Here is a 10666-nt window from a genome sequence, read left to right on the forward strand (position 1 = left end):
CCGCAGCGCCGCCTGCCACACAGACGACACGGGTTACACCCAAGCCGGCGCTGCGGGCCCGCCCGGCGATAATGGCCCGACCCCGGACGGGCGGAACCTGCACCCCTCACTTCATATCGTCTAGCCCATTGACACCCCTCCGCTGCGGTCGTATTCTACAACCAAATGGTTGTAGATCAGATGAGTGAAGCCGAAGTTGACCGCCTCTTCCAGGCGTTCTCCGATGCCACCCGCCGGGACATTGTGCGACGGGTGACGGTGGGGGAGTATTCGGTGTCCGGCCTCGCGGCCCTCTACGCCATGAGCTTTGCCGCCGTCCAGAAGCACGTGGCGGTGCTGGTGCGCGCCTCCCTGGTTACGAAGGAGAAGCGCGGAAGGGAGCAGATCGTGCGGGGCAATCATGAAGGCCTGGACAAAGCCCGCCGCCTGCTCGATGAGTACGAGGCGATCTGGCGGCAGCGTGCCGAGCGGATTGCAGACATTCTCGCTGAAGGATAGGAAAGGTTCCGCAATGACTGTTATCAGTTCCACCAAGAATCTCGAGGCACTCAGCTTGATCCTCGTCGCGGAGTTCGACGCCGCCGTCGAACGCGTCTGGCAGATCTGGGAAGACCCCCGGCAGCTCGAGCGCTGGTGGGGCCCGCCCACGTACCCCGCCACGTTCGACGGCTTTGATTTCCAGCCCGGCGGGAAGGCCGCCTATTACATGACCGGCCCGGACGGCACGAAGGCCCGCGGATGGTGGCGCTTCACCGCCGTCCAGGCTCCGAACCAGCTGGAGTTCGACGAAGGCTTTGCCGACGAAGACGGTGATCCCGTCGAGGACGCGGGCACCGCCCACGCGACGGTCACCCTCGAGGACCTCGGCGGCCGCGCCCGGATGACCATCATGTCCACGTTCGAATCCGAAGAGCAGATGGAAGAAATGGTCAAGATGGGCATGGAGGAAGGCATGAAGGAAGCGGCCGGCCAGATCGACGCCCTTCTCGCCGAGCACTCGCACGCCTGACCGGCATCACGGCCAGCGAAGACTGTTCAGGCCAGTAACGCAAGAGAACGACGGCGGGAGCTCCCGCCGTCGTTCTCTTGCGTTTTCCGTGTGGTTCCCTAGACGGTGACGCCCTGGGCGGCCTTCCGGTTCAGGCTGACCGTAAAGGTGTTCGGCCCGCTGAGGGTGACGGCAACGTCGCTGCGGTGCGCGTTGGCCTTGGTGGAAATGTCGTGTACCAGGGCGTCCAGCGTGTGGTCAATCGCGGAGCGGTCCCAGATTTTCAGCGTCACGGAGTGGTTGGTTTCGAACGTCATTATTCGGTGCCTCATTCGTAAGTTCGGTCATGGGCTTCGCATCGGTGCGGAGCCCGGGACGGGTCTGTCCGTGAACGCTCAGAGGCCTTCTGCAGCTCGGGCGAGCTCACTGGTTTGGCCTCGTTGCGTCCACCAGGTTGGGTTGTTCCAAGCCGCTGTATTCTCTGCGCCTATGCGTGAGGAACAGGGCTCTCCGGCTGGGAAATCGCATTCTCAGCCGTCCTTTCCATGATGCACGGAGGGGCGCCGACGTCTCAAGCCAACAGCCGGTCATTGCGCGTGAGACTCATCACAACGGTTTAGCGGGCCGCTTCCGGCTTGGCACCGGACCCGCCATCTATTGACAAGTGTACGGCGTACACCTATGGTCAAACGCATCAGGTGTACACCGTATACCAGCCAGCGAAGGACCCCCCAATGCCAACGCAAACCATCCGCCCCGCAGCCGCACCCGTCCGGCGTTCCCGGCCCCAGTGGCCCGTGCCCGCCGGGTTGATCCTACTGAGCCTCATCCCGGTGATCTTCGGGGCCCTCCGCCTGACCGAACTGACCGCAGGCGCCGATGTTACGCCGCAAAACGCGCGGTTCTTCGCGTCTCCGATCCCGGTGGTGACGCACATTGTCAGCGTCACCGTCTATTCCCTGCTCGGGGCGTTCCAGTTCGTTCCGTCACTTCGGGGACGCCGCGGCTGGCACCGCATCGCCGGGCGCATTCTCATCCCAGCCGGCCTGCTTGCCGCCCTTTCCGGGCTGTGGATGGCCGCCTTCTACCCTCTCCCCGACGGTTACACCGACGTCCCGCTCCGGCTCTTTTTCGGCACGGCGATGCTGGTGAGCCTGGTCCTGGGGCTGGCCGCGGTCAGGCGGCGGGACTTCGTGCGGCACAGCGCCTGGATGACGCGGGCCTATGCAATTGCCGTCGGCGCGGGAACACAGGCCTTCGTGAGCATCCCCTGGCTGCTGCTGGTCGGACCCACCGACGTGCCCACCCGGGCAGTGCTGCTGGGCGCGGGGTGGGTGATCAACGTGGCGGTGGCCGAGTACGTCATCCACCGCCGCGCCCGGAAGGCATCGCGCCGGACAGTCAGTAGGCTTTCACCCGCTGTTCCACGATGAGGTGGATGAGGGCGAAGACGCCGTCCTGGTCGATGGCCCGGAACGCGGCGTCGAGGGCGGCCGGCACATCCCCGTCACGGGTGACGGTGATGCCGAATCCGCCGAAGGCCCGGGCCATGAGGCCGAAGTCCGGGTTCTTCAGCTGCGTGCCCGACACCCGGGACGGGTAGTGCCGCTCCTGGTGCGTGCGGATGGTGCCGTACTCCTGGTTGTCCATCACGATGATGAGCGGCGTGGCCCCATATTGCGCAGCGGTGGCCAGCTCCTGGCCGTTCATAAGGAACTCGCCGTCTCCGGCGATGGTGACCACCCGGCGCTGCGGACTGGCCAGCGAGGCGGCGACGGCCGAGGGAACGGAGTAGCCCATGGAGCCGTTCCGGGCGCTGATCATTGAGGCATAGCGGCGGGTGGGGAAATACCGGTGCGCCCAGTTGGTGTGCTCGCCTGCGCCGAATGTCACCATGGCGTCCTCCGGCAGCCTCGGGACCAGGTTGGCCATCAAAGTGTCCATCCTGGCGGGACCTTCAGCCGGCGTGGCCGGAGGCAGGTCCGAGAAGGACGTCTGCTCGGCACGCATCCTGGCCGTCCACGCCTTCCATTCCTCCTTCAGGGGCAGGTCGATTGCCACCAGGTCACGGACGAAAGCGTCCGGTTTCGCCACGATCTGCCGGGAGACCGGGCCGGAGCGGCCGCGCAGCGAGGGATCGATGGTCACCAGGAAGTTCTTCTTGTTCCAGTCCTGCCGGCAGAGAAATCCGTCCGTGATCACGTCACCGGGAACGGTCCCGACGAAAACAAGCAGGTCGGTTTCATCGAGCAGGTCGTAGGTGGGGCGGGGGCGGCCGTAGCCGATCGGACCAACATAGGACGGGGAGTCGAAGGAGACGGTTCCCTGGGTGCGCCATTCCGCGGCGGCCGGGATGTGGTGCTTTTCCAGCCATTCGGTGAGCTGGCTGGCGGCTTCCTGGGTCCAGTCGTTGCCGCCGGTGACAAAGAGCGGCTTCGAGGAATTTGCCAGCGCGGTGGCCAGTGCTTCGGCGTCGGTGGTGCTCATGCCGCCCGCCGCCACCGGGATGGTGGGGTGGAGGGCCGGATCGATCTGCTGGCGGATGATGTCTTCCGGCAAGCCCACCACCACGGGCCCCGGCCGTCCGCTCATGGCCGCGAACATGGCTTCCGCAACAATCTCAGAGGCGCGCTCGGCGTGATCGAGCACCATCACGCGCTTGGCTCCGGTGTCGAACCAGGCCTTGATATCGAATTCCTGGAACGCCTCGCGGTCGCGGTGCGCAAAGGGAATGAGCCCGACGAAGAGCAGCATGGGCGTGGAGTCCTGCCAGGCCGTGTGCAGGCCAACGTGGGCGTTGGCCGCGCCGGGGCCGCGCGTCACCATGGCAACGCCCGGGCGCTGGTTCATTTTGCCGTCGGCCTCGGCCATGTAGGCGGCACCGCCCTCATGCCGGCAGACCACGGTGTCGATGTCTGAACCGTGCAGCCCGTCCAGCACGTCCAGGAAGCTCTCGCCGGGAACCACGTAGGTGCGTTCCACGCCGTGGGCCACGAGGGAGTCAACAATCACGTGCCCGGCGGATCTCAGTGTTCCGGGGTCAGCCGCCGAGGCTGGCCGTGCTGCGATCTGATGGATGGTGTCGCCGTCGAACGGTTGGGTGTCGGTTTCGGTCATGGTGGATGCGGACTCCGTTGTCATCACTACTTGTCTTCTTGGGTTGGGTGTTGGTTTACGTGCGTTGGGTGGAGGCGCCGGTGGCGCCTAGTCGGTTTCCGGTCCGGCGCAGAAGAAGCAGCCGTCCTCGCAGCTGTCCGTCGTCTGGTTTTCCGTTGGCGCCCGGTCGGGTTGGGGGCTCAGCAGGTTTTGTCGGTTCATGGCGGGCTTTCGTCGGTTGTTGTTGGGGTCTGGGGGCTGTGGAAACCGGGGTGGTTGCGGGACTGCTACCGGATGGGAGTCGGGTTGGCCACCACGGGCGCGGCGCCGGTGTAGCCGTCACGTACCTCGGCGATTTCGTGGATCCGTTTGCGGCAGGAGTACCAGCCGGCGACCATAAGGGCGCAGGCGATGAGGGTAACCAGGAGGGTGAGCGGGGAGTCGATGAAGACCATCACCAGGACGCTGGCGAGGAACAGGAGTGAGAGGTAGCCGGTGTACGGAGCGCCGAACATCCGGAAGGAGGGACGATTCAGCCAGCCCTTGTCTGCCCAGCGTTTGAGCTGCATCTGGCAGAGGACGATGGTGGCCCAGGTGACGACGATGCCCACGGAGGCGACATTGAGGACGATCTCAAAGGCCTGGGAAGGGACGAGGTAGTTCAGCGGGACGCCGAGGAGGGAGACGCCGGCGGTGATGGCGATGCCGCCGTACGGTACGCCGGCTTTGTTCATGCGCTGGGCAAACTTGGGGGCGGAGCCGGCCACGGACATGGAGCGAAGGATGCGGCCGGTGGAGTAGAGGCCTGCGTTGAGGGAGGACAGAGCGGCGGTGAGGACCACGAGGTTCATGATGACGTCCACGCCCTGGATGCCGATGGAGCCGAAGAAGGTCACGAAGGGGCTGACGCCCTTTTCGTAGGAGGTGTAGGGCAGCAGCAGGGCCAGAAGGATGACGGAGCCGACGTAGAACACGGCGATGCGGAAGACCACGGAGTTGATGGCCTTCGGCATGATCTTTTCGGGGCTTTCGGTTTCGCCGGCGGCGGTGCCGACCAGCTCGATCGAGGCGTAGGCGAACAATACGCCCTGCATGAGGATGATCATGGGCAGGATGCCGTTGGGGAAGATTCCGCCGTTGTCGGTGATGAGGCTGAAGCCGACTGCCTGGCCGTCCACCGGAGTGCCGAAGATGACGAAGTAGGTGCCGATGAGCAGGAACGCGACGAGGGCGACGACCTTGATGATGGCGAACCAGAATTCCATCTCGCCAAAGACCTTGACCGAGACGAGGTTCAGGCACAGCACGACGATGAGGGCGATGAGGGCCCAGGCCCATTGCGGTACGGCTCCCATCCAGGGGATGTAGTGGCCGAAGAAGTTCATGTAGAGTGCTGCGGCGGTGATGTCCACGATGGTGGTGGTTGCCCAGTTGATCCAGTAGAACCAGCCCGAGATAAAGGCTGCCTTCTCGCCGTAGAATTCACGGGCGTAGGAGACAAAGGAGCCCGACGACGGGCGGTGCAGCACCAATTCGCCCAGTGCGCGGAGGATCAGGAAGGCGAAGAAGCCGCAGACGGCGTAGGCGATGACCAGCGACGGGCCTGCAGCATTCAGCCGGCCGCCGGCACCGAGGAAAAGACCGGTACCGATCGCGCCGCCGATCGCGATCATCTGGATCTGCCGCGGCTTCAGGCTCTTGTGGTAGCCCTTGTCTTCCGCATGAAGGAGTCTCTCAGAGGCATGCGCGTGGCCGCTGTCAGCCTCGTACTGGCCAACCTCGTCATTGGGGTTGTTGGACATGGGTGATCCTTTCGACCGGTTGAAGATCTAACTGAGGGGTGGGACGGAAAAGTGCGGGGACCGGATCAGAAAACGGACCATCCGGTGCGGTCGGACAGGTCAGCGAGGGCCGCCGAGCCCGCCAGGGAATTGCCCTTGGAGTCCAGCCGCGGGCTCCAGACGCAGATCGCGCATTCGCCGGGGACGATGACCAGGATTCCGCCGCCCACACCGCTTTTACCGGGAAGGCCGACGCGGTAGGCGAACTCACCGGCGGCGTCGTACATGCCGCAGGTGAGCATGATGGATCCGATGCGCTTGGCCTCGCTCCGGGAAACGACGGGGCCGTTTGCCCCGTGCCCGCCGCGGGCAAGGAACAGGCCGGCCTTCGCCATCTCGACGCAGCTCATCATGATGGAGCACTGCCTGACGTAGTTCTCCACCACGGCCTCGGCGGGCCGGTGCAGGTTGCCGAAGTTCTTCAGGAAGTGGGCGAGCGCCAGGTTGCGGCTGCTGTTGGCCAGCTCGTTCTCTGCGGCCACCTCATCGATGAACGGTCCCTGCACGCTGTGCTGCCCCGCCTGGCCGCGGAGGAACTGCAGGACATGGCCTGCAGCGTCAGGGAACCTGTCCATCAGGTGGTCGGTCACCACCAGGGCGCCGGAATTGATGAAGGGGTTCCTGGGGATCCCGTGCTCCACTTCAAGCTGCACCAGGGAGTTGAACGAGGTTCCCGACGGTTCGCGGAGCACCCGGGACCAGAGTGTGCCAGGGTCATCGGCGCTGAGGGCCATGGCCAGGGTGAAAACCTTCGAGATGCTCTGGATCGAGAAGGGCAGGTCGGCGTCGCCGGCGCTGAACACGTCCCCGGACGTTGTGGCCACCGCGATTCCGAAGCGGTCGAACGGCGGCGATGACAGGTGGGGAATGGCGGCGGGCACCGAGCCTGCAACACTTCGGGGCCGATGGCTGCGGACAATGTCAGCCAGGACCAGGCCCAGAGGCGGTGAATCAAGTGCTGTCATCATTTCTTGCCCAGGTGCTCCTTAGTATGCGTGGCGGCCCACTCCTGGAGGTGGAGCAGGGCGACCAATGAATCTCGGGGATTGCTGAAGTTCAGGCCGGTGACCCGGCTGATCTTGCTGATCCTGTAGTAGACGGTGTTCTTGTGCATCCTCATCCGCTGGGCGCATTCGGCCACGTCCAGCGATGCGTCGAAGTAGGCCCGCAGGGTTTCGGCAAGTTCGCCATCGTCGCGGAGGAGGGTCCAGAGGCTGCGATGGCGGAAGTCGGAGGCCGTGAAGTTCTCCACCGCCTCGTGGAACAGGATGTCCACCTCGAAGTCGCCCACCGCGGCCACCGACGCGGTCCCTGACCGCCGCATGCAGCCGAGCAGGGCCTCCGTTTTGGCGGTCACGGAGTGAATCGACAACAGATCGGGGGCGATCGGCCCCACTGCCGCGAACGGACTGATGCCCAGGTGCTTCCCGGCGTCCCGGACGATGGCCTCGGCCAGGCTCCGAAGCCCGGCTTCGGCATTGGCGGACTGGAGCCCCGGGACGATCACGGCCGTGTCGCCGTTGAACTGCCCCACGATGGCAGACGCCTTGTAGGCCGCCGCATGGATGGACGCAAGGTTGGCGAGTTCCCCGTGTTTGAGGGCTGCGTCGTCTTCCTGTGCCTGGGAGGCGGACATTCCCAGCAGGATCAGTGCCGAGGGACGGTCCGCGGGGATCTTCTCGCTGTGTGCACTTGCTGCGGCTTCGGCCGGGCCCGAAAGGATCCGCGCAATGCGGTCCTCGCGCATGTGCACCGACTGCTGGTTGCGGTAGCGGATCAGCTCGGCTGACACCCGGGCGGCCGATCCGGTCAGGACATAGTCGACGTCCGCGCCGAACCCGTCCCCGGTTTCCTGCAGCCAGATGTACCCCATGATGCGCTCGCCGGCGAACAGGGTGATGGCGACGCGCTCCCTCAGCCCGTCCTGGGGCCGGGCTGGAACCCTGACAGGCAGGCGGGTCCGGTGCAGTTCGCGGTAGGCGCCCAGGTCCTTCAGGAGGAGTTCGTACTTTCGCGGACCACGGCGTGCAAGGATCGATGCCTTGCGGAGCTCATCGATGTCATTCGTCACCGTGGAGTAGGCCAGGACCTTGTTGGCGGCGTCCTCGATGACAACATGGCTCGATGTCAGGCGGGCCGTCGTCTGAGCGATGGCGAACAGGTCTTCTTCCAGTAGCGTCAGCACTTCGCGCTGGTAGCTGCGCGGCGTAATCCGGTCCTTGGCGATGGACAGGAGTCGGTCCCAGTCAGCGGCAGGGTCCACCAGGAGGAGACCCGTTCCGGCCGCGCGGAGCAGCTCTTCGGCTTCCCACAGTTCGCCGGGACTGCCCTTGACGGCGAGCACCAGGGGAGGGTTCTTCACAAGGCGCCGGAGCGCCGGCAAAGCGGAGCGCCCACGAACCCCGATCAGCAGGACAAACGCGGCGCCGCCGTCGGACGTTTCGTCGTCCGCGTCAACGATCAGGAAGCGTTCAATGGGGGATTCCGCCCGGGACGGCCGGAGGATGAGGCTGGCGAAACCCAAGGGGAGATCCGACAGGATGTCGTCCACTGTAGCTGCGGCCATGGGTTTCCTTCGGAATTGATACCCCCGGACGGCTCTGTCCGGTCACCCAATGCTATCCAGTGCAGTTGCCGGAAAATATGGATGCCGGACTAAATCCAGCCCCGGCTTTTAGGTCCCTGAACCAATGCTCGGTCGGTTGGGGTGGAGAGCGTCAGGATTCCGGCGGTAAAAGGCAAAGCGGACGACGGCGGGAGGTCCCGCCGTCGTCCGCCTGCAGGGCAGTCCGCGCCGTCCGGCTAGGAGTCCGCCCGCGTTCTTCCAGGGGCGAGGGCGTAGAAGGGCGTGCAGCGGCCCCGCGCTTCGGGGGAAATGTTGGAACGGACGATCGAAGCGCTCTCCAGCGCCGCCAGGTGGTATCTGACGCAGTCCCGCGAGAAGGCGATGCCGCTGCTGATGTCAGCTACTTTGCTTGCGCCGTTGCTCGCCAGGTAGTTGATGATTTGTGCTCTGATCGGTGTGCTTCGCGCCCTTTTCGTCCGCTCAATGCGGTGTGCCTCCGTCGGGCTCTGGAGTTCAAAGTCAGCGGTCATTGGCCATGCCTTTCGTCCGGGGTGAGGGGAGGTTCGCTCGGTCAGTGCATCGAAACGCGCTCAGGCTCCCTGCTGTCTTCTGTGACCTCAGAGACTTCGGCGTGCTGAATGTCGTGCCCGTCGTGGGAGGTTTCGGCCCGCGACGCCTCGGGGAGGGAAGCGGTCTTGTCGTGGTTCCGGCCGATGACCGCGGTGGCGATGGCATTTCCCAGGATGTTGGTGGCGGTGCGTCCCATGTCCAGGAGCTGGTCGATCACCAGCAGGACACCAATCCCGGCGGCGGGGATCCCGAAGCCAGGGACCACTGCGGCAACGACGACGAGTGACCCGCGCGGCACGCCGGCCATTCCCTTGCTGCTGAGCAGCAGCATTGCCGTCATCGCGATCTGCTGGCCAAGGTCCATATCGATCCCGTAGGCGTTGATCAGGAAGACCGACGCGAAGGTCATGTACATCATGGAACCGTCCACGTTGAACGAGTAACCCAGGGGCAGCACGAAGCCGGTGGTGCGCTTTTCGATGCCGAACTTGGTCAGGCCTTCAATGAGCTTGGGCAATGCGGCTTCGCTGCTGGAGGTGGCGAACGCGATGACCATGGGTTCCCGCACAATGCGGACCAGCCGGAAGGCGGCCTTTCCGAGGAAGACGACGGCGACGCCGATCATGATGACCCAGAGTGCGGAGAGAGAGACGTAGAAGCCGCCGATGAACGACGCGTAGGTGGCAAACGCATCGAGGCCTTCGGCGGTGAAGGCCGCTGCGATGCCGGCGAAAACGCCCACCGGGGCCGCCTTCATCACATATCCGGTGACCTTGAGCATGACGCCCATGAGTTCATCGATGGCGTCCGCGATGGAGGAGCGGCCCTTTTTCCGAAGATTCAGCAGGGCGATGCCGAAGAGGGCGCCGAAGACGAGGATCTGAAGGGGGTTGTTTTCCGTCAGGGCGGCGAAGACGCTGGTGGGAATGATGTGGGTGATGAACTCCGCGTAATCGAGGGGCTTTGTTTCCATCCCGGCGTCACCTCCCGGCATCAGGTTGAGCCCGTCACCGACATTCAGCACATGCGCCGTGATGAAGCCGAAGGCGCCCACCAGGACGGACGCGGACAGGAACCAGATCATCGAGCGGCCAAAGAGCTTGCCCACCCCGGCGGATTTGGCAGCCCCTGCGATGCCGGAGACCAGCGTGGCGAAGATCAGCGGGGCGATGATCATCTTGATGAGGTTCAGGAACATATGCGTCACGGTGTCGAGGACGGCCACGACGGATTCGCGGGTGTCCACCGGCAGCAGCCAGTGGAACAGTAGACCGCTGAGGATTCCGAACACGAGCGCTGCCAGAATCCACATCGTTGATTTGTTTTTCATACTCAGTCCTTGCGTAGAGGCCGGGCTGGGGACCGGTGCTGGAACGGTCCTCGTCATCGAGTGCCGTTTTCTCTGTAGTCGGTGGGGAAATTTGGGCACGGCGGTGTGCCCCTGCTCCCTGGTCGGATGGGGTTGTGCTGGTACTGGGGTTACTTGCTCAGGTTGGCCAGGCGTTGGGGGCTGAGGAGTTCCTGGAGCTGTTCGGCGGTGAGGAGGCCGTGTTCGAGGACGAGTTCGGCGACCCCTTTGCCGGTGGCGAGGGCTTCCTGGGCGAT

The 10666-nt window shown here is 64.6% G+C and carries 11 protein-coding genes; 3 read left to right on the forward strand and 8 right to left on the reverse strand.

The features are described from left to right. Positions 1-165 precede the first annotated feature (165 nt). Both CXQ91_RS23865 and CXQ91_RS23870 read left to right on the forward strand, forming a co-directional pair. A complete protein-coding gene (locus CXQ91_RS23865) occupies positions 166-498 on the forward strand; it encodes a helix-turn-helix transcriptional regulator (RefSeq protein ID WP_104176333.1) in 333 nt (110 codons plus the stop codon). A 13-nt stretch (positions 499-511) separates the two neighbouring features. Next, complete coding sequence (locus tag CXQ91_RS23870; protein WP_104176334.1) at positions 512-1009, forward strand: SRPBCC domain-containing protein; 498 nt, start codon at positions 512-514, stop codon at positions 1007-1009. A gap of 98 nt (positions 1010-1107) precedes the next feature. On the opposite strand, the gene CXQ91_RS23875 is transcribed toward CXQ91_RS23870, so the two are convergent. Continuing rightward, positions 1108-1305: a hypothetical protein gene (locus tag CXQ91_RS23875; RefSeq protein WP_181039031.1), complete on the reverse strand. Its 198-nt coding sequence runs from the start codon at positions 1303-1305 to the stop codon at positions 1108-1110. A 417-nt stretch (positions 1306-1722) separates the two neighbouring features. Here CXQ91_RS23875 and CXQ91_RS23880 point away from each other — a divergent pair, with 417 nt between their 5' ends. Continuing rightward, complete coding sequence (locus CXQ91_RS23880; protein WP_104176336.1) at positions 1723-2421, forward strand: DUF2306 domain-containing protein; 699 nt, start codon at positions 1723-1725, stop codon at positions 2419-2421. On the opposite strand, the gene CXQ91_RS23885 is transcribed toward CXQ91_RS23880, so the two are convergent. From CXQ91_RS23885 to CXQ91_RS23915, 7 genes are all read right to left on the reverse strand, one after another. Continuing rightward, positions 2390-4129, reverse strand: a complete 1740-nt coding sequence (locus CXQ91_RS23885; protein WP_104176337.1) for a thiamine pyrophosphate-dependent enzyme — start codon at positions 4127-4129, stop codon at positions 2390-2392. The genes CXQ91_RS23880 and CXQ91_RS23885 overlap by 32 nt on opposite strands. Positions 4130-4371: 242 nt before the next feature. Beyond that, complete coding sequence (locus tag CXQ91_RS23890) at positions 4372-5886, reverse strand: amino acid permease (RefSeq protein WP_104176338.1); 1515 nt, start codon at positions 5884-5886, stop codon at positions 4372-4374. A gap of 65 nt (positions 5887-5951) precedes the next feature. Beyond that, positions 5952-6893, reverse strand: a complete 942-nt coding sequence (locus CXQ91_RS23895; RefSeq protein ID WP_104176339.1) for a glutaminase — start codon at positions 6891-6893, stop codon at positions 5952-5954. Continuing rightward, positions 6890-8491 carry a CdaR family transcriptional regulator gene (locus tag CXQ91_RS23900; RefSeq protein WP_104176340.1) on the reverse strand — a complete coding sequence of 534 codons (1602 nt, stop codon included), beginning with the start codon at positions 8489-8491 and terminating at the stop codon, positions 6890-6892. Before CXQ91_RS23900 ends, CXQ91_RS23895 begins: the two co-directional genes overlap by 4 nt. Before the next feature lie 236 nt (positions 8492-8727). After that, entirely contained in the window at positions 8728-9021 is a 294-nt protein-coding gene (locus CXQ91_RS23905; protein ID WP_104176341.1) for a winged helix-turn-helix domain-containing protein, read from the reverse strand. Between the two features lie 41 nt (positions 9022-9062). Further along, on the reverse strand, positions 9063-10391 hold the full coding sequence (locus tag CXQ91_RS23910; protein ID WP_258074252.1) for a dicarboxylate/amino acid:cation symporter: 1329 nt from the start codon (positions 10389-10391) through the stop codon (positions 9063-9065). 149 nt (positions 10392-10540) lie between these two features. Further along, the coding region (locus tag CXQ91_RS23915) for a hypothetical protein (RefSeq protein ID WP_146072371.1) at positions 10541-10666 on the reverse strand (126 nt) is incomplete at its 5' end.

The sequence above is a fragment of the Arthrobacter sp. Y81 genome, assembly GCF_002929335.1.
In the GTDB taxonomy this organism is placed as follows: domain Bacteria; phylum Actinomycetota; class Actinomycetes; order Actinomycetales; family Micrococcaceae; genus Arthrobacter.

Bases quoted from the DNA above. Each gene is read 5' to 3' on its own strand.
- CXQ91_RS23905 (WP_104176341.1), bottom strand. From the start codon at position 9,021: ATGACCGCTGACTTTGAACTCCAGAGCCCGACGGAGGCACACCGCATT.
- CXQ91_RS23910 (WP_258074252.1), bottom strand. From the start codon at position 10,391: ATGAAAAACAAATCAACGATGTGGATTCTGGCAGCGCTCGTGTTCGGA.
- CXQ91_RS23890 (WP_104176338.1), bottom strand. From the start codon at position 5,886: ATGTCCAACAACCCCAATGACGAGGTTGGCCAGTACGAGGCTGACAGC.
- CXQ91_RS23895 (WP_104176339.1), bottom strand. From the start codon at position 6,893: ATGATGACAGCACTTGATTCACCGCCTCTGGGCCTGGTCCTGGCTGAC.
- CXQ91_RS23870 (WP_104176334.1), top strand. From the start codon at position 512: ATGACTGTTATCAGTTCCACCAAGAATCTCGAGGCACTCAGCTTGATC.
- CXQ91_RS23875 (WP_181039031.1), bottom strand. From the start codon at position 1,305: ATGACGTTCGAAACCAACCACTCCGTGACGCTGAAAATCTGGGACCGC.
- CXQ91_RS23880 (WP_104176336.1), top strand. From the start codon at position 1,723: ATGCCAACGCAAACCATCCGCCCCGCAGCCGCACCCGTCCGGCGTTCC.
- CXQ91_RS23900 (WP_104176340.1), bottom strand. From the start codon at position 8,491: ATGGCCGCAGCTACAGTGGACGACATCCTGTCGGATCTCCCCTTGGGT.
- CXQ91_RS23885 (WP_104176337.1), bottom strand. From the start codon at position 4,129: ATGACAACGGAGTCCGCATCCACCATGACCGAAACCGACACCCAACCG.
- CXQ91_RS23865 (WP_104176333.1), top strand. From the start codon at position 166: ATGGTTGTAGATCAGATGAGTGAAGCCGAAGTTGACCGCCTCTTCCAG.